General features: G+C 73.2%; 14 protein-coding genes. 8 read left to right on the top strand and 6 right to left on the bottom strand.

What is annotated here, in order from left to right; genetic code table 11:
• Positions 1–219: 219 nt before the first annotated feature.
• From ACLQ2V_RS06360 to ACLQ2V_RS06350, 3 genes are all read left to right on the top strand, one after another.
• A complete protein-coding gene (locus ACLQ2V_RS06360) occupies positions 220–393 on the top strand; it encodes a hypothetical protein (RefSeq protein WP_425717418.1) in 174 nt (57 codons plus the stop codon).
• A gap of 63 nt (positions 394–456) precedes the next feature.
• Positions 457–1,515, top strand: a complete 1,059-nt coding sequence (trpS, locus tag ACLQ2V_RS06355; protein WP_425717417.1) for a tryptophan--tRNA ligase — start codon at positions 457–459, stop codon at positions 1,513–1,515.
• A gap of 160 nt (positions 1,516–1,675) precedes the next feature.
• Positions 1,676–2,032, top strand: a complete 357-nt coding sequence (locus ACLQ2V_RS06350; protein ID WP_425717416.1) for an STAS domain-containing protein — start codon at positions 1,676–1,678, stop codon at positions 2,030–2,032.
• Between the two features lie 116 nt (positions 2,033–2,148).
• Here the strand turns inward: ACLQ2V_RS06350 and ACLQ2V_RS06345 are convergent, their stop codons facing one another.
• Positions 2,149–2,598 carry an ATP-binding protein gene (locus ACLQ2V_RS06345; protein ID WP_425717415.1) on the bottom strand — a complete coding sequence of 150 codons (450 nt, stop codon included), beginning with the start codon at positions 2,596–2,598 and terminating at the stop codon, positions 2,149–2,151.
• 260 nt (positions 2,599–2,858) lie between these two features.
• Here ACLQ2V_RS06345 and ACLQ2V_RS06340 point away from each other — a divergent pair, with 260 nt between their 5' ends.
• From ACLQ2V_RS06340 to ileS, 3 genes are all read left to right on the top strand, one after another.
• Positions 2,859–4,391 (top strand): glycosyltransferase family 2 protein, encoded by a 1,533-nt coding sequence (locus tag ACLQ2V_RS06340; protein WP_425717414.1) that lies wholly within the window; start codon positions 2,859–2,861, stop codon positions 4,389–4,391.
• A gap of 140 nt (positions 4,392–4,531) precedes the next feature.
• Positions 4,532–4,867: a YnfA family protein gene (locus ACLQ2V_RS06335; RefSeq protein WP_425717413.1), complete on the top strand. Its 336-nt coding sequence runs from the start codon at positions 4,532–4,534 to the stop codon at positions 4,865–4,867.
• Positions 4,868–5,251: 384 nt separating this feature from the next.
• Positions 5,252–8,374 carry an isoleucine--tRNA ligase gene (ileS, locus tag ACLQ2V_RS06330; protein ID WP_425717412.1) on the top strand — a complete coding sequence of 1,041 codons (3,123 nt, stop codon included), beginning with the start codon at positions 5,252–5,254 and terminating at the stop codon, positions 8,372–8,374.
• A gap of 75 nt (positions 8,375–8,449) precedes the next feature.
• On the opposite strand, the gene ACLQ2V_RS06325 is transcribed toward ileS, so the two are convergent.
• Positions 8,450–8,857, bottom strand: coding sequence for a four-helix bundle copper-binding protein (locus ACLQ2V_RS06325; RefSeq protein ID WP_425717411.1), 408 nt, complete (start codon positions 8,855–8,857; stop codon positions 8,450–8,452).
• Between the two features lie 71 nt (positions 8,858–8,928).
• Positions 8,929–9,642, bottom strand: coding sequence for a GAF and ANTAR domain-containing protein (locus ACLQ2V_RS06320; protein WP_425717410.1), 714 nt, complete (start codon positions 9,640–9,642; stop codon positions 8,929–8,931).
• A gap of 361 nt (positions 9,643–10,003) precedes the next feature.
• Between ACLQ2V_RS06320 and ACLQ2V_RS06315 the strand changes: the two genes are divergently transcribed.
• Positions 10,004–11,149 (top strand): carboxylate-amine ligase, encoded by a 1,146-nt coding sequence (locus ACLQ2V_RS06315; RefSeq protein WP_425717409.1) that lies wholly within the window; start codon positions 10,004–10,006, stop codon positions 11,147–11,149.
• A 22-nt stretch (positions 11,150–11,171) separates the two neighbouring features.
• On the opposite strand, the gene ACLQ2V_RS06310 is transcribed toward ACLQ2V_RS06315, so the two are convergent.
• Positions 11,172–12,959 (bottom strand): N-acetylglutaminylglutamine amidotransferase, encoded by a 1,788-nt coding sequence (locus ACLQ2V_RS06310; protein ID WP_425717408.1) that lies wholly within the window; start codon positions 12,957–12,959, stop codon positions 11,172–11,174.
• Between the two features lie 378 nt (positions 12,960–13,337).
• Between ACLQ2V_RS06310 and pabB the strand changes: the two genes are divergently transcribed.
• A complete protein-coding gene (gene pabB / locus ACLQ2V_RS06305) occupies positions 13,338–15,473 on the top strand; it encodes an aminodeoxychorismate synthase component I (RefSeq protein ID WP_425717407.1) in 2,136 nt (711 codons plus the stop codon).
• Positions 15,474–15,481: 8 nt separating this feature from the next.
• Here pabB and ACLQ2V_RS06300 read toward each other — a convergent pair whose 3' ends face one another.
• Positions 15,482–17,101 (bottom strand): ABC-F family ATP-binding cassette domain-containing protein, encoded by a 1,620-nt coding sequence (locus ACLQ2V_RS06300; protein ID WP_425717406.1) that lies wholly within the window; start codon positions 17,099–17,101, stop codon positions 15,482–15,484.
• Between the two features lie 82 nt (positions 17,102–17,183).
• Entirely contained in the window at positions 17,184–18,581 is a 1,398-nt protein-coding gene (locus ACLQ2V_RS06295) for a hypothetical protein (RefSeq protein WP_425717405.1), read from the bottom strand.
• Between the last annotated feature and the right edge of the window lie 5 nt (positions 18,582–18,586).

The following is an 18,586-nucleotide window of genomic DNA, read 5'->3' as shown; positions in this document are numbered from 1 at the left end:
GCCCGAGGGTCGGGCGGTGACCGGCGGGCCGGTCGGGCGGCGGTCCGCCCCCGCAAACCGTACCGTCGGGCCGCCCCGGGCCGGGCGTGAGCGCCGCCACCCGCGCCACCGGCGCCCGGTCGTACGCGCCGCCGGCTGTCGCACGGGCCGGGCCGTCGTCGTCGCGCCTCTCGCCCGGCGGGGCAGAGTTGATCATCGACAGCGGCTACGGTGAGGTCTATGGCACCTCCGCCCGCGCTGCCGCCGCGGCTGCCCGAGCAGCGCGGCGCTCTCGGGGACCGGCGCGACCAGGTCCTCGCGCTGCTGCGGGCCCGAGGGCTGCGGTTCCGTGACGGCTCACGATGGCGGCTTCCGACGATGCCCCCGGCCCACCCAGCGGCGGGGCGACCGTAGCCCCGTCGGTGCGCGCCCCGCGCGACCCTCGTCGATCCGTCACGCCCGAAAGGCCCCATCGTCATGCCCGCTCAGCGGATGCTCACCGGTGACCGCCCCACCGGAAGACTGCACCTCGGCCACTACGTCGGCAGCATCGCCAACCGGGTGAAGCTGCACCGGCGGTACGAGAGCTTCTTCATCATCGCCGACCTGCACATGCTCACCACCAGGAACACCCGCGACGACATCGCGGCGGCCACGCAGAACGCCCGGGACATGGTCGTCGACTGCCTCGCCGCCGGGATCGACCCGCAGACGGCCACCTTCTACCTCCAGTCGGCGATCCAGGAGGTCGGCGACCTCAACACCCTCCTGCAGAACCTGGTCAGCGTGCCGCGCCTGGAGCGGGTCCCGTCCCTCAAGGACATGGCCCGCGCCGCCGGCAAGGAGGAGATGCCGTACGGCCTGCTCGGCTACCCGGTCCTGCAGGCCGCCGACATCCTCTGCGTCAAGGCCCACGTGGTCCCCGTCGGCAAGGACAACGCCGCCCACGTCGAGGTCACCAGGGAGATCGCCCGGCGCTTCAACCACCTCTACGGCGAGGTGTTCCCCGTCCCGGAGCTGGTCCACGCCGAGACGCCCACCCTGGTCGGCACCGACGGCCGGGCCAAGATGAGCAAGAGCCTCGGCAACGCCATCGCCCTCTCGGACTCCCCGACCGAGGTCCGCCGCAAGATCATGGGCATGTACACCGACCCGAACCGGGTCCGGGCGGACGTGCCCGGCACGATCGAGGGCAACCCGGTCTTCGAGTACCACGACGTGTTCAACCCGGACCGGTCGGAGGTCGACGACCTCAAGAGCCGCTACCGGGCGGGCCGGGTCGGCGACGTGGAGGTGAAGGAGAAGCTGGCGACCGCGCTGAACGCGTTCCTCGATCCCATGCGCGAGCGGCGCGCCCGCTACGAGGCCGACCGGGGCCTGGTCGACGAGCTGATCGTCGAGGGCACGGAACGCACCCGGCGCGTGGTCCAGCAGACCGTCTTCGAGGCACGCAAGGCGATGGGCCTCACCGGGGTCTACACGCAGCTGCGCCGCAAGGCCGAACGGTCCCGCAGACCCGCAGCCACCACCTTGTAGGGGCGGAACCTCGACAGTCGCCACGAGGCCGGCCGGGTCGGCCTCGTGGCGGCAGCGGGGCGGCGGTTACCCTGGGGGGAGCCGACACCCGCCTCCCACTGGGAGGGCTCGTTGCCGGTAGTCGATTCTGGGGAGTGCTTTGTTGAGCCCCGCTACACCCATGTCCGTTCCTCCACCGAGGCCGAGTGACCTGTCGATCACCCCGCTCGCGGTCGTCGAGAACCGGGGCCGGTTGGCCGTCACCGGCGAGATCGACCTGGCCACCTCCGGCGAGCTGACGGCGGCCCTGGCCGACGCCCTGGAGGGCCCGCCACTAGCCGCGCTGGAGGTCGACTTCAGCGGGGTGCGATTCCTCGACTCGTCCGGCATCCTGGCGTTGTTGCGCGCCCACGGCCGGGCCGCCCGGCAGGGCTGCCGACTGACCGTCACCGACGTGCAGCCCACCGTGCGCCGGGTCCTGGAGATCACCGGCGTGCTGGCCACGCTGGGCCTCGACGCCACCTCCCAGGCCCGCTGACCGCACCGCATCGCCCGGCACGGCTGCGGCGTGCCCTGCGCGGCCCGCCCGGCTCTCGACGACCCGACCTCGGCCCGCCCGGCCTTCGTGGGCCAGCCCTCGGCGGCCTCGGCGGCTCAGTTCTCGGCCTGCGGGCTCTCCCCGCGCGGGAAGGACGCCCAGATGTGCTTCGTGCCGGCGGTGGCGTACCAGCCGACGTCGAGCGAGAAGGCCCGGGCGAGTTGCAGGCCCCGGCCCCCCACGTCCAGCGGCCGGGTGTCGGCCAGCTCGGGCACGGTGCTCAGGTCGTGGTCGGCCACGTCGAGGATGAGCACGTCGTCGTCGCGGAGCAGCCGCACGGTCGTCGGCGGCAGCCCGTGCATCAGCGCGTTGGTGGCCAACTCCGTGGCGACCAGCGCGATCCGCTCGGGGATGCCGTCGAGTTCCTCGCCCGCCCCGAGGGCGAGCCCGGTGATGGCCTCGTGCAGGGACGCGCGGAGGCCGCGCAGATCGGCGCCGCTGGCCAACGCCCAGCGCTTGACCTCGATGGCGTGGGGCGGTGGCGACGACGTGCGCAGCGATCCCATGATCTGGTTCTACCCCCCGTGGTTCCCGCTGACACGGCCCCGTCGCGGCGCGGTCGTATCCCTTTCTCGCCCCGCCGTCAACGGATGGGATGATTCCCCCCACTGCGACCGCCAACCGGATCACCCGCACCACTGTCCGGTGTCCGAGTTCGGCAGGGGTGGTTCGCATAATGGCCGCGACACGTTGGGAGGCGACCCGAGGTGCTTTCGGCTGTCCGAGACGAGCGCCGACGGGTCTCGTTCCGACGGGGAGGATGACGATGAGCGACAGCACGAGAGTTCCAAAGGTGAGTGTGGTGGTGCCGGCCTACAACTCGGGCCCCCACCTGGAGAATCTGATCGCCTCGCTGCTGCGTCAGTCGCTGCCGGTGGAGGAGTTCGAGGTGGTGTTCGTCGACGACGGCTCCACCGACACGACCCCCGCCCGGCTGGACGAGCTGGCCGCCGCGCACCCACACATTCGCGTGCTGCACATCGACAACTCCGGCTGGCCGTCGCGGCCGCGCAACATCGGCGTCGCCCACGCCCGGGGCGAGTACGTCTTCTTCTCCGACGACGACGACTGGTTCGGCGACGAGGCGCTGGAGCGCCTCTACGACGTGGCCGCCGCCAACGACGCCGACATCGTGGTCGGCAAGATGGCCGGACACAACCGTTCGGTGCCGCGCGAGCTGTTCCGCCGGAACCGCTTCGACGCGACCCTGGCCAACTCGCCGCTGATCGACAGCCTGACCGCGCACAAGCTCTTCCGCCGGTCCTTCCTGAACGAGCACGAGATCCGGTTCCCGGAGGGCCCGCGCCGGCTGGAGGACCACTCCATGGTGGTCCGGGCCCTGCTGCTGTCCAAGCGCACCTGCGTGCTGGCCGACTACGTCTGCTACCACCACATCCGACGCGGCGACGCCGGGAACCTGACCGCCCAGACGCTGAACGCAGCCGGCTACTACGCCAACCTCCGCGAGGTGCTCGACATCGTCGACGCGCACGTGGAGCCGGGCCCGCTGCGCGACCGGCTGCACCGGCGCTGGCTGCGCAACGAGATGGTCAGCCGGTTGCGGGGGAAGCGACTGCTGAACGCCCCGGAGGACTGGATCGCCGAGGTGGTGTCGGAGTGCGGAAAGATCATCCGGGAGCGCTTCGCGCCCGGGGTGGCCGCCGGGCTGCCGCCGCTGCAACGGACGATCACGACTCTGACCGCGCAGGACCGGCTGGCCGACCTGCGCCGGCTCGCCGAGTGGGAGGCGGGGGTCCGGGTCCGGGCCACGGTCGACGAGCACCAGCTCACCGGGTCGGTCCTCACCGTGCGCATCACCGCCCAGCTTGAGTCGGGCGACGAGCCGGTCACCCTCGCCGTCTCCGACGGGCGGTACGGGCTCGTGCTGCCCGTCGACGACGTCGACCCGGACGTGCTCGACGTGACCGACCGGGTGTCGAAGGCGCGGCTCGACATCGTCCTGCGCCGCAAGGAGGGCGGGGAGGAGTTCTTCCTGCCGGTCGAGCAGCACGCCGAGCAGGAGCCGGTCGCCTCCGCCGGGCCGGGCCGGGTGCACCTCGTGCACCACGCCACCGCCACGGTCGACTTCGCCACCCTGAACGAGGGGCGGACCGAGGGCGCTTGGATGATCAAGGCGCGGCTCACCGAGAGCGGGTGGACCGAGGACGCCCGGGTGCCGCTGACCTTCCGGTGCGCGGCCGACGGCGCGGTGCCGACCCGGGTGCCCCCGGCGGCGAAGAAGAAGCCGAGGGCCCGGGCCCGCCTCCGCCGGGCCCTGAAGCGCCTGCTCGGCCGCTGACCGCCGGCCCGGCGAGGCCGTTGACCGCCGGCCGGGCGACGTCGGGAGCCGGGGCCGTGCGGTCCCGACCCGGCAGCGGGTTGCCCGCGCGTCGTCGGTCGCGGTGCGCGGGCCGTCGCGGCGGGGGTACGGTCCCTCGGGTGACCGTCCTGCGTTCCCTGGCGCTCTTCGCCCTCGCCGCGCTCGCCGAGATCGGCGGTGCCTGGCTGGTCTGGCAGGGCTGGCGCGAGCACCGCGGCCTCTGGTGGGTGGCCGCAGGCGTCGTGGCCCTGGGCGCGTACGGCTTCGTGGCGACCTTCCAGCCCGACCCGAACTTCGGCCGCATCCTGGCCGCCTACGGCGGGGTGTTCGTGGCCGGGTCGCTCGGCTGGGGCGTGCTCGTCGACGGCTTCCGCCCCGACCGCTGGGACCTGACGGGTGCGGCCCTCTGCCTGCTCGGCGTCGCCGTGATCATGTACGCCCCCCGCGACGCCTGAGCCCTCGGCTGTGCCGGCCTGGGCCCCTCGGCTGTGCCGGCCTGGGCCCCTCGGCTGTGCCGGCCTGGGCCCCTTCGGCCGGCGAGGTGCTGGCGGCGGCTTCGGGGCCACCCTCGGGTGGGCTAGAATTGCCGGCGCAGGGCGTAGATGGGGACGAGTACGGTCGCACGCAGCCAGGAGCGACCCGGGGGCGGTGGAAGCCCGGGGGTGTTGCGCGACGGGAAGATCACCCCGGAGCCGTCGGAGGAAAGGCCGCGAGGCCGAGTAGAACCGACCGCAACCGAACGAGAGGGCCGCGACTGCGGCCAAGGAGGGTGGTACCGCGGGGCCGTAAAGGCCTCGTCCCTCTGCCGGAGCATTGGCACAACGCCCGACGGAGGAACGATGTACCGCAGCGTACCGACCCAGATCGACCTGCCCGGCCTCGAACACGAGGTGCTGCACTTCTGGCAGGCCAACAGCGTCTTCGCCCGCAGCCTGGAGCAGTCCGACGGCCGACCGGAGTGGGTCTTCTACGAGGGCCCGCCGACCGCCAACGGGATGCCGGGCGCGCACCACATCGAGGCGCGGGTCTTCAAGGACGTCTTCCCCCGCTACAAGACGATGAAGGGCTTCCACGTCGCCCGCAAGGCCGGCTGGGACTGCCACGGCCTCCCCGTCGAGCTGGCCGTGGAGAAGGAGCTGGGCTTCACCGGCAAGCAGGACATCGAGGCCTTCGGCGTCGCCGAGTTCAACGCCCGCTGCCGCGAGTCGGTCACCCGGCACACCGACGCCTTCGCCGAGCTGACCCGGCGCATGGGCTACTGGGTCGACATGGACGACGCCTACCGCACGATGGACCCGGAATACATCGAGTCGGTCTGGTGGTCGCTCAAGCAGATCTTCGACAAGGGCCTGCTGGTGGAGGACTTCCGGGTCGCCCCGTGGTGCCCCCGCGACGAGACCGGCCTGTCGGACCACGAGCTGGCCCAGGGGTACGAGACGGTCGTCGACCCGTCGGTCTACGTCCGCTTCCCGCTCACCTCCGGGCCGCTGGCCGGTCGGGCGGCGCTGCTGGTCTGGACCACCACCCCGTGGACGCTGGTGTCGAACGTCGCGGTTGCCGTGCACCCCGACGTGACGTACGTGGTGGCGACCGACGGCACCGAGCAGCTGGTGGTGGCCGAGCCGCTGCTGGCCCAGGCCCTCGGCGAGGGCTGGGAGCTGACCGGGGAGTCGTTCCAGGGCAAGGAGCTGGAGCGGTGGGGCTACCGGGCCCCCTTCGACCTGGTCGAGGTCACCGGCGCGCACATCGTCATCCTGGCCGACTACGTGACCACCGACAGCGGCTCCGGCCTGGTGCACCAGGCCCCGGCGTTCGGCGCGGACGACCTGGTCAACTGCCGGGCGTACGGGCTGCCGATGGTCAACCCGGTGCGGCCCAACGGCCGCTTCGAGGCCGACCTGCCCCTCGTCGGCGACCTGTTCTTCAAGGACGCCGACCGGCCCCTGATCGACGACCTGACCGCCCGGGGGCTGCTGTTCCGGCACACCCCGTACGAGCACAGCTACCCGCACTGCTGGCGCTGCCACACCGCGCTGATCTACTACGCCCAGCCCTCCTGGTACGTCCGCACGACCGTGGTGCGCGACGCGCTGCTGCGCGAGAACGAGCGCACCAACTGGCACCCGGCCACCATCAAGCACGGCCGGTACGGCGACTGGCTCAACAACAACGTCGACTGGGCGCTGTCGCGGCGGCGCTACTGGGGCACCCCGCTGCCCATCTGGCGCTGCCCCGACGAGCACCTGACCTGCGTCGGCTCGCTGGCCGAGCTGAGCGAGCTGACCGGCTCCGACGTGACCGGGCTGGACCCGCACCGCCCGTTCATCGACGACGTCACCTTCGCCTGCCACTGCGGGCAGACCGCGCGGCGGGTCCCCGAGGTCATCGACGCCTGGTACGACTCGGGTTCCATGCCGTTCGCGCAGTTCGGCTACCCGTACCGCAACGCCGAGCTCTTCGACAAGCGTTACCCGGCGCAGTTCATCTCCGAGGCCATCGACCAGACGCGCGGCTGGTTCTACACGCTGATGGCGATCGGCACGCTGGTCTTCGACCGGTCGTCGTACGAGAACGTGGTCTGCCTGGGGCACATCCTGGCCGAGGACGGCCGCAAGATGTCCAAGCACCTGGGCAACATCCTCGAGCCGATCCCGCTGATGGACCGGCACGGCGCGGACGCGGTGCGCTGGTACATGGCCGCAGTCGGCTCGCCCTGGTCGGCGCGCCGGGTCGGGCACACCGCCCTGCAGGAGGTGGTCCGCAAGATCCTGCTGACCTACTGGAACACGGTCTCCTTCCAGACCCTCTACGGCGCGACCGCCGGCTGGTCGCCGTCGGCGGCCGACCCGGCCCCGGCGGACCGCACGGTGCTGGACCGCTGGGTGCTCTCCGAGCTCAACAGCCTGGTCCAGCAGGTCGACGCCGCGATGGCGGCCTTCGACACCCAGCAGGCCGGCCGGCTGCTGTCGACCTTCATCGACGACCTCTCCAACTGGTACGTCCGGCGCAGCCGGCGGCGGTTCTGGCGCGGCGACCCGGCGGCGCTGGCCACCCTGCACGAGGCACTGCGCACCGTGACGCTGCTGCTGGCCCCGATCACCCCGTTCATCACCGAGCGGGTCTGGCAGGACCTGGTCGTCCCGGTCACCCCGGACGCGGCGGCGTCGGTGCACCTGGCGACGTACCCGAGCGCGGACGAGTCGCTGATCGACCCGGCGCTGTCGAGGCAGATGGCGTTGGTGCGTCGCCTGGTCGAGCTGGGCCGCGCCGCCCGCGCCGACTCGGGGATGAAGGTTCGCCAGCCGCTGTCGCGCGCGCTGGCCTCGGCCCAGGGCTTCGCGGAGCTCGGCCCGGAGTTGCTGGGCGAGATCGCCGCCGAGCTGAACGTCGGGTCGGTCACCGCCGTGGGCGCGGCCGGGGGTTCCCTGGTCGACACCACCGCGAAGGCCAACTTCCGCACCTTGGGCAAGCGGTTCGGCAAGGCCGTGCAGCAGGTGGCGAAGTCGATCGCGGCGGCCGACGCGGCGGCCCTGCGCGACGCCCTGCGGTCCTCGGGCACGGCGACGGTGCTGGTGGACGGCGAGCCGGTCACCCTCGGCCCGGACGAGGTGGTCGTCGTCGACACCCCGCGCGAGGGCTGGGCGGTGGCCAGCGACGCCGGGGCCACCCTGGCGTTGGACCTGCACCTGACGCCGGAGCTGCGCCGGGCCGGGGTGGCCCGGGACGTGATCCGGCAGGTCCAGGAGGCCCGCAAGTCCAGCGGCCTGGAGGTCACCGACCGGATCGTCCTGCGTTACCGGGCGACCCGGGAGGAGACGGTGCTGGCGCTGGCCGAGCACCGCGACCTGGTCGCGGAGGAGGTGCTGGCGGCGGAGTGCGCCGACGGCGAGCCGTCGTGGGCCGACGCCGAGGCGTTCACCGACGAGGCGCTGGGCCTGACGTTCTGGCTGCGCCGCGCCTGACGGCCCGACCCGAGCGAAAGCGCGGCGGGTTGCCCGGTCGACCGGGTGGCCCGCCGCGTGCCGGGGCCCCGGCGCTCAGCCGATGGTGGCCAGCAGGTCCCGGCAGGCCCGCTCGCAGGCGCGGCAGGCGTCGGCGCAGATCCGGCAGTGCTCGTGCATGTCGGCGTGGGCGGCGCACTCGTCGCCGCAGGACTTGCAGGCCGTGGCGCACGCCTCGAGCAGGGATCGGCTGATGTTGGCGTCGTAGCCGGTGTGCCGGGACAGCACCCGGGCGGTGGCCGCGCAGATGTCGGCGCAGTCCAGGTCCGTGCGGATGCAGGTGGTCAGCTCGGCGACCATCTCCTCGCTCAGGCAGGCGTCCGCGCACGCGGTGCAGGCCTGGGCGCAGTCGTTGAGGGCGTCGATCGTCGCCGCGAGCTTCGCCCGATCCAGGTTGATCGACTTCGGGTACGCCTTGAGCATGGGCATCGTGGTGCTCGACATCGGCTGGTCCCTTCTCCGGTTTTCCCTCACGTACCCGTCGACCGCCGGCGTACACGAACGGGCCGGGGTGGTCAGGGCACGCCCCGCGTGCCGCTGGCCCGGTCGACGAGGGCCTGCGCCACCTCGCGGACCTTGCGGTTGGAGTCCTGCGACACCTTCGACAGGACCGCGAACGCCTCGGCGGGGGAGCAGCGCCGGTCGGCCATGATGATCCCCTTGGCCTGCTCGATCACCGCGCGGCTGGCCATCGCCTCCTGCATCCTTCGGGCCAGGGTGGCGGTGCTCTCGTAGAGGTGGGCGTTGGCGAGGGCGACGGCGGCGTACGCGGCGAAGGTCTCCAGCACGGCGATGCTGTCGTCGTCGAAGGCGTGCGGGGTCGGGGCATAGACGTTGAGCGCGCCGACGACCGCCTCCTGGATGGGCAGGCCGATCGACAACGAGCTGCCCACCCCGGCCTTCTGGCCACGTTCGAGCCAGTCGGGCCACCGGTCGTCGGCGGCGAGGTCGGGCACGGAGATGACGACACCGCCGGCGGCGGCGTCCAGGCACGGGCCGTGCCCCAGGGCGTACTGCCGCTCGTCCATGTCGCGGGAGAGCCCGTCGGTGAACGCCGCAGTGTGCCCGGTGCCGTTGCGGGTCAGGGTGACCGACACCTCCACCGGCATGGGTAGGACGTGTTTGGCCAGCTCGGCGACGCGCTGCAGGACGTCGTCGAGGGAGACCTCGGCGAGCTTGATGCGGCCGAGCTCGGCGAAGGCGTCGGTGGGGTCGAGCGGGCTGGTCATGGCACCGGGTCCTCAGGCTGGCGCGCCCCCGCCACAACGTGCTGGAACCGGCGTGGGGCGCGGATGGCAGCCCGCCTGACGCGGGCTGCTGCACGAACCCGCCGAGGCGGAGCCGGGACCCACGCCGCTGGCTCGACGCCGGTTCGCCGCAACCGCTGTCGCGGACACGGACTACAGGTCCGCCAGAGTACTCCTTCCTGTGCTAAGCACCCCGACGCGCGGCTGCGGCCGACCAGGAGGAAGCCCGTGGTCGTTTGCGCCGGCCCCGGCCGGGAAGTCGACTCGCCCGGCGGCGGGAGCCCTCGCCCGGCGGCGGAGCCCTCGCCGGTGACGAGTCGCCGGGGACGAGGAGATGCCGAGGATGACCGAGCGCCCGGCCACCGCCGCGCCCCCGCGCGCCGTGGAGCCGACGGCGCGCCTCACCCTCGGGGTGGAGGAGGAGTTCCTGCTGCTGGACCCGGCCACGGGGGAGAGCCTGCCGGTCGCCGACCGGGTGCTCACCGCGCTGCGCGGCGCGGCCCGGCAGCAGAGCCGGCAGGAGTTCCGGCACAGCATGGTGGAGATGGTCACCCCGGTCTGCGCGGACCTGGCCGAGCTGCGGGCGCACCTGGTGGCGCTGCGCCGTGCCGCCGCCGACGCGGCGCGGGCGGCCGGGGCGCGGCTGGTGGCGGTGGGCGCCACCCCGGTCTGCGAGGCGCACCGGACGGTGCCCGACGAAGCCCGCTACCACGCCATGTCCCGCCGGTTCGGCCCCGTCGCGCACGACCCGGCCGTCTGCGGCTGCCACGTGCACGTGGGCGTGCCCGACCGGGAGCTGGCGGTGCAGGTCTGCAACCACCTGCGGCCCTGGCTGCCCGTGATGCAGGCGCTCACCGTCAACTCGCCGCTGCACGACGGGCGGGACACCGGCCACGCCAGCTGGCGGTCCCTGCAACTGGAGCGCTGGCCCAGCATCGGCCCCACCCCGTACTTCGCCTCCGCCGCCGACTACGACGCGACCGTGGCGGCGCTCGTCGACGCGGGCATCATGCTGGACCCGGCGATGGTCTACTGGTACGCCCGGCCATCGGCCAGCTACCCGACCGTGGAGGTCCGGGTCGGGGACGTCTGCCCCGCCGTGGACGACACCGTCCTGGTCGCCGCACTGGTGCGGGCGCTGGTCGCCACCATGGTCGAGGACGTGCACGCCGGCCGCCCCGCGCCCCGGCTGCGCGGCTGCCTGGTCGCCGCCGCCCACTGGCGGGCCGCCCACGAAGGGCTGGACGGGCGGCTGATGGACCTGCGCGCCGGTGGCGCGCGCCCGGCCTGGGAGCTGGTGGCGGAGCTGCTGGCCACGGTGACGCCCGCGCTGGCCCGGCACGGCGACCTGCCGTACGTCGGCGAGCAGCTGGCCCGGCTGCGCCGCGAGGGCACCGGCGCGGCGCGACAGCGGCGGATCATCGCGCGCACCGGCGGCGACGTGCGCGCGGTCCTGGACCACCTCGCCGCCCAGACCACCGCCGGCTGAGCGGCCGGCACCGGCGCGTCCGTCAGCGGATGCCGTGGGTCTGCAGCCAGAGCTCCAGCAGGCCCAGCTGCCAGAGCTTGTTGCTGCCCGCCGCCGCCTGCGCCCGGTCCGGCGCGGCGAGCAACTGATCGACGTACGCCGGCCGGAACAGCCCCCGCTCCCGCGCTGCCGGCGCCCGCAGCGCCCCCACGACCAGGTCGCGCACCGGCCCGTCGACGTTGCGCAGCGTCGGCACCGGGAAGTAGCCCTTCGGCCGGTCGATCACCTCCGCCGGCAGCACCTGGCGGGCGACCTCCTTGAGCACGCCCTTGCCGCCCTGGGCGACCTTGTGCTCCGGCGGGCAGGCCGCCGCGAGGGCGACGAGGTCCTGGTCGAGGAACGGGGTGCGGACCTCCAACCCCCACGCCATGCTCATGGCGTCGATCCGCTTGACCGGGTCGTCGGGGAGCATCAGGTGGGTGTCCAGGCGCAGCACCGCGTCCAGCGCGGTCTCCGCGCCGGGCGCGCCGAGATGCGCGACCACCAGCTCGCGGCTGGCGTCGGCGTCGATGGCGTACGCGGGGCCGACCAGCCCGGTCAGCTCCGCGTGGTCCCGGTCGAAGAAGGCGGACGCGAACGCCGCCGCCGCCGTCTCGCGGGGCACCCCGGGGAAGGGCTGGTGGTAGCCGTACCCGGCGAAGACCTCGTCGGCGCCCTGCCCGGACTGGGCCACCTTGACGTGCCGGGCGACCTGCTCGGAGAGCAGGTGGAAGGCGACCACGTCGTGGCTGCCCATCGGCTCGGTCATCGCCTCGACGGCGTGCCGCAGCGCCGGCACCAGGTCGTCGTCGGAGAGCCGGATGCGGTGGTGGTCGGTGCCATAGGCGCGGGCCACCAGGTCCGAGTAGTGGAACTCGTCGCCGGCCTCGTCGCCCCGGCTGTCGAAGCCGATGCTGAACGTGCGGAGCTGCTCCTGCCCGGCCTCGGCCAGCAGCGCCACGATGAGGCTGGAGTCCAGGCCGCCGGAGAGCAGCAGGCCCACCGGCACGTCGGCGACGAGCCGCCGCCGCACGGCGGTGCGCAGCGCGTCACCGATCGCGCCCCGCCAGTCTTCGGCGTCCCAGCCGGCGTGGGCGGGATCGCGTACGTAGTCGGGCCGCCAGTAGACGCGCTCGCGGCTGCGCCCGTCGGCCTCGACGACCCGCACGGTCGCCGGGGGCAGCTTGCGGACGCCGCGCAGGATGGTGCGGGGCGCGGGGACGATCGAGTGCCACGACAGGTAGTGGTGCAGCGCGACCGGGTCGACGCCGGTGTCCACGTCTCGTGCGGCCAGCAGCGCCGGCAGGGTGGAGGCGAAACGCAGCCGGCCGGGCGTCTCGGCCAGGTACAGGGGCTTGATGCCGAGCCGGTCCCGGGCCAGGACCAGCCGCCGCCGGGCCCGGTCGACCAGGCCGACGGCGAACATGCCCACCAGGTGGTCGACGAAGTCCTCACCCCACTGGGCGTACGCCACCAGGATCACTTCGGTGTCGCTGGTCGAGTGAAAGGTGTGCCCGGCGGCCCGCAGCTCCGCGCGTAGCTCCGGGTAGTTGTAGACGCAGCCGTTGAAGACCAGCGCCAGGCCCAGGTCGTCGCGCGCCATCGGCTGCCCGCCCGCGTCGGAGAGGTCGATGACGGTCAGCCGGCGGTGCCCGAGGGTCACCCAGCCGTCGTCGCGCCACAGCCCCTCGCCGTCGGGGCCCCGGGACCGCATCGCCGCGCTCATCCGGGTCACCGCGTCGGCGTCGGGCCGGGTGCCGTCGAACCGCGCCTCACCACCGATCCCGCACATCAGCGGTGCCCCCGTTCCGCTGTCAGGCGCCCGAGCCGCCACCGCGGATCAGGCCGGTCGGGACGGCGTGCCGCTTGCCGGCCCCGCCGGGCCGTGGGCCCGTGCCTGAGGGCGCCGGCCTGCCCTGACGGTACGTCCGGCACGTCCCGGACGAGGGCGGATCGGCGAGATGCCCGGGAGTGGCAACATTCGTGCCCGGTACGAGGAAGCGGCCCGGGTCGTCGGCGGCCGGGCGCGACGCCTTGTCACCACCTCCACCCGCACGTCCGACCCGCCCACCGCTCGGGAGTCCTCCTTGCGCAGCTCCGCACTGAAGATCGAGACCCGCTTCGCCAGGCACGGGTCCGTGACCGACCCCGGGAGTCGGGTGACGACACCATGACGGATGGCGAGGCTCCGGTCCGGACCCTGCTGATCGACAACTACGACTCCTACACCTACAACCTCTTCCACCAGCTCGCGGGCGTGAACGGCGGCGAGCCGACGGTGGTGCGCAACGACGAGTGCGACTGGGACGTCCTGGCTGCGCTCCGGCCCGACAACATCGTCATCTCGCCAGGTCCCGGTCGGCCCGAGGTGCCCAGCGACTTCGGACTCTGCCGGGACGCCATCGCCACGGCGCGGGTGCCGATCCTCGGCGTCTGCCTCGGCCACCAGGGCATCGCGGTGGGGTGGGGGGCGCACACCACGCCCGCCCCCGAGGTCATGCACGGCCGGATCAGCACCGTGCGGCACCGAGGGCATCCGCTCTTCGCCGGCGTACCCCAGGACTTCGAGGTCGTGCGGTACCACTCGTTGGTCATCGCCGAGCCGCTGCCACCGGGCCTTGTCCCCATCGCCTGGGCGGACGACGGCGTGCTCATGGGCCTGGCCCGCGAGGACCGGGCGCAGTACGGCGTGCAGTTCCATCCCGAGTCGATCCTCACCCGGCACGGCGACCGCATCATCGAGAACTTCCGGGACCTGACGCTGGCCAGGGCGGGGCGCCGCGGCCGGGGCCGGCGCGTGGCACGCCGCTCCCCGGCGGCACACCCCGAGGCTCCCCGTCCCGGTACGCCCGACCGGGCCCGCCGCAGGCCGTACGTCGAGCACCGGCGGATCCCCGGCCCGTTCGACCCCGAATCGGTCTTCCTTCGACTGCGCGCCGGTGCCGAGGCCGTCTGGCTGGACAGTGCCCGCACCGGCGTGCAGACCGGCCGGTTCTCCTACCTCGCCTTCGTCCCCGGCGGGCCGTTGCACGAAGTGGTGCGCTTCGACGCGGCCAGCCGCCGGGTGCGGATCGACGGCCCGGAGGGGCGGCGGGTCCTGCCGGACACCGACATCTACCAGCACCTGGCCGAACGCCTCGACGAGCTGCGGGTGGACCCGCAGGACGCGCCGGAGCTGCCGTTCGACTTCGTGGGTGGCTACGTGGGCTGGCTCGGCTACGAGTGCACCCCGGAGCCGGTCAGCAGCGCGCTGCACCGCGCCCCGACCGACGACGCCGCCCTGCTCCTGGCCGACCGCCTCGTCGTGCTCGACCACGCCGGCGGCGACGCGTACCTGGTGGCGCTGGTCGCACCCGGCGGGGCGAGCTGCGCGCAGCGGTGGTTGGCCGCCACCGCCGCCCGCCTCGAGCAGTGCCGGGCCGAGGAACCCGGACCGCTGCCGCCGGTGCCCGGCCGGGCGGTCGCCCACCCGACCCGGGGCCGCCGGCAGTACCTGAAGGACGTCGAGGTGTGCCAGGACCTGCTGCGCGCGGGTGAGACGTACGAGGTCTGCCTGACCACCCGCTTCGAGGCCTCCCTGCCGATGCCGCCGGTGGACGTGTACCGCCGGCTGCGCCGGCTGAACCCGGCCCCGTACGCCGCCTTCCTCGACTTCGGTGACACCCAGGTCTCCTGCTCCTCACCGGAGCGGTTCCTGAGGGTGGACGCGGCCGGGCGGGTCAGTGCCAGACCGATCAAGGGAACCCGTCGGCGGGGCGGTGACGCCGCCGAGGACCGACGCCTCGCCGCCGACCTCGCGGTGGACCTGAAGGAACGCGCCGAGAACCTGATGATCGTCGACCTGCTCCGCAACGACCTCGGCCGCGTCTGCCAGCCCGGATCGATCGAAGTCAGCCGGCTGATGGAGGTGGAGTCCTTCGAGACGGTGCACCAGCTCGTCTCGACCGTCGAGGGTCAGCTGCCGCCGGACCGGAGCGCGGTGGACTGCGTGCGGGCGGCCTTTCCCGGCGGCTCGATGACCGGTGCGCCGAAGGTACGGACCATGCAGATCCTGCGCCAGCTGGAGGGCCACGCGCGGGGCGTCTACTCCGGCACGATCGGGTTCCTCAGCGTCAACGGCGCCGCCGATCTCAACATCGTGATCCGGACCCTCGTGCAGCAGGGTGATCGCATCCACGTCGGCGCCGGTGGCGCCCTGACCGTGCTGTCGCAGGCCGAGCAGGAGTGGGCGGAGATCCGGCTGAAGGCGGAGGCGGTCCTCGCCACGGTCGACGTCTCGGTGGCCGACGAAGGGCCACCGGCATGACTGACGGGTCAGGCGGGGCGGTGCACCCGGTGCTCGTCCCAGACGGCTTCCGTGGTCTCCACCACCGTGCCGTCGGACCGGAAGAGCAGGAACCGGTCGAACGACTCCGCGAACCACCGGTCGTGGGTCACCGCCATCACGGTGCCCTCGAACTCCTCCAACGCCTGCTGCAACGCCTCGGCGGAGACCAGGTCGAGGTTGTCGGTCGGCTCGTCGAGCAGCAGCAGGGTGGCGCCGCCGAGCTCGAGCAGGAGCACCTGGAAGCGCGCCTGCTGACCACCGGAGAGCGTCTCGAAGCGCTGGTCGGCGGCGCTCGCCAGCTCGTAGCGGGACAGCGCGCCGACGGCGTTTCCCCGATCCAGACCGTCGCGGGTGCCCTCCCCACGACCCATGATCTCGACCAGCGTGCGGCCCACCCACTCGGGATGCTGGTGCGTCTGCGCGAAGAAGCCCGGCACGACCCGGGCACCCAGCTTCCAGCTGCCGGAGTGCCGGACCTCGTCACCGGCCAGCAGGCGCAGCAGATGGCTCTTGCCGGAGCCGTTCGACCCGAGCACGGCCACCCGGTCGCCGAAGTAGATCTCGGTGTCGAAGGGCTGCATGAGGCCGGTCAGCTCCAGGCGCTCGCAGGTGATCACCCGGCTGCCCGTCCGCCCACCGGTGAGCCGGGGCACCACCCGCTGCTCCCTGGGCAGCTCGGGCGGGCCACCGGCCTGCTCGTACTTGGCCAACCTGGTCTTCGCCGCGCGGTAGCGGCTGGCCATCGCGGCGCTGATCTTCGCCTGCTCGCCGAGGATCCGGACGAGCTCCTTGAGCCGCTCGTGCTCCTCGTCCCACCTTCGGTGCAGCTCGGCCAGCCGGTCCCGGCGGGCCTGCCGGGCCTCCTTCCAGCCCGAGAAGGACCCGCCGTGCACCCAGACGGTGCGCCCCTCCAGCGTCACGATCTTGGTCGCGGCGGTGCTGAGCAGCTCCCGGTCGTGGCTGATCAGCAGGACCGCCTTGTCGGTGTTGCGCAGCTGGTCCTCCAGCCACCGCTTGCCGGGCACGTCCAGGTAGTTGTCGGGTTCGTCGAGCACGAGGACCTGCTCCCGCCCCCGCAGGAGGACCTCCAGCACCAGTCGCTTCTGCTCGCCGCCGGAGAGGGTGTTGATCGAGCGGCTGCGGGCCTTGTCGTACGGCAGGCCCAGGGCGGCGACGGTGACGACGTCCCACAGCACCTCGAGCTCGTACCCGCCGGCCTCGCCCCAGTTCGTCAGCGCCTCGGCGTAGCGCATGTGGGTGGCCACGTCGTCGCTTCCGGTCAGCTCCCGCTCGGCCGCGTCCAACTCGGCGGCGGCCTCGGCGAGACGTGGCGGAGCGGCGGCCAGCAGCAGCTCCCGCACCTGCATCCCGTCCCGGATGGAACCGATGAACTGCGGCATCATCGCCAGGCCGCCCTGCACGTGGACGTTGCCCTGTTGGGACGGCACGCGATTGCACGCGATATTGACCAGGGTCGACTTGCCGGCGCCGTTCTGGCCGACCAGTGCGGCGACTTCGCCCGAGCTGACCGAGAAGCTGACATCGGTGAGCAGGGTGCGGCCGTCGGGCAGCTCCCACCCGACGCTGTTGAACTGGAGGAAGCCCATTGACCGACCTTCTTCGCGTAGTTGCTCCGATCGGGCGGGACCGGCGTGGGTCGTGCCGACCGGCGGGGCGCGTACGGCTGCCTCAGAACCTCCGTGCGACCGGCGTCAGAGGCCCGATGCCCGCTTCCCAGTGCTCGTCCGCGAGGGCCATCGCCGCCGCCACGTGCGGCGCGGCCGGGGTGTCGGCAGCCAGAAAGCCAGGCCCGGCCAGCAACGAGACGAAGCCCCCCAGATCACCGTTGCGGGAGTATATCAAGCAAGCAGCACTGCGGTCGCTCCCGCGAGTCGGCCGAATGCGCTGGGATTCCCGCGTCAACCACAGCACCTTCTTCTCCTCGCGAGGAGCCGCCCGGGAATGGAGCATTATCGCCGCGCCCGGATCGGCGTCCAGCGGGCCCCGCAGATCCCGTTCCAGATCGGCCGCCGTCACCGCGACGTCGTGCCCCGCCATGAGGGCGGCCTGGAGCAGTCGGATCGGCACACCGGGCAGGTGCCGGGACAGCAACGCGTGGGCCGGGCCGGGCCGCAGCGACAGCGAGTACGGCAGGAATCCGGCGGCCCGGAGCGTGCCACTGACCGAGAACGCGCCCCGGAAACCGGCCCGGTCGGCCAGTTGGTCGCCGATCCCGACGACCAACTGGCGCAGCCGCTCCAGATCGGCCGGCCCCGGCGAGTAGTACAGGGAGCAGCCCGCGAAGCGGAGCCGATCACCCTGCCGGTACAGCAGCTCCTCGCCGGGACGCAGGGCGACGGTGCCGGTCGGCAGGACGATGCCGTTCAACGCCAACGGCAGCCCCTCGACGAAGGTGGTGACCCGGACCTGCGGACCACCGGTCTGGGCCCACCGGACCGCCCTACCGAACGAGGCGCCGTCCTGCACCAGTCGCGCCTCGTCCGTCGCCACGTGGACGGTGCTGCGGTGGTCGGCATGCCACACGGTGCCGTGCCCGAAGTCGTACCGCTCGTGCGCCGCCGCCAGGTCTTCGGGGGTCGTCGGGACCATGCCGGACGGGGCGCCCGACACGCCGAGCGAGGCCCAGGGAGCGGACTGGTCCTCCCCGGTCAGCAGGCCCCACCAGTCCTCGGGGATCGAGTCGACGATCCGCCGGCCGCCCAGGTGGCTGCGGGACACGTTGGTCTCGGCGAGCACGAGCGCCGTGGCCTGCGGGTCGTACCGGTCGAGCGCGGCCCGCAGCGCGGCCGGGGGGTTGGCGAGCAGCCCCTCGGTCGCCCGCGCGACGGCGGTGTGACTGCCGCCCCCCATTGGTACGAGGTGGAGACCGGCGATCGGGGCCTCGGCCAGGGCCCCGGCCCGGTCTGGTCCCGCGCTGCCCGCGACCACGAACGGCGGCGCTGCCCCGAAACGGTCGAGTGCCGCCAGCAGCGGCGGGCAGTAGGACAGGCAGGGCGTCACGACGACGACCTTCCGGCCGGCGAAGAACCCCGCCACCGCTTCAGCGAGGGCCGCGCCGGTCAGCACGACCC

This window comes from Micromonospora sp. DT233 (assembly GCF_049841815.1).
Lineage (GTDB): Bacteria > Actinomycetota > Actinomycetes > Mycobacteriales > Micromonosporaceae > Micromonospora.
This window is presented reverse-complemented; position numbering and strand designations above follow the sequence as displayed.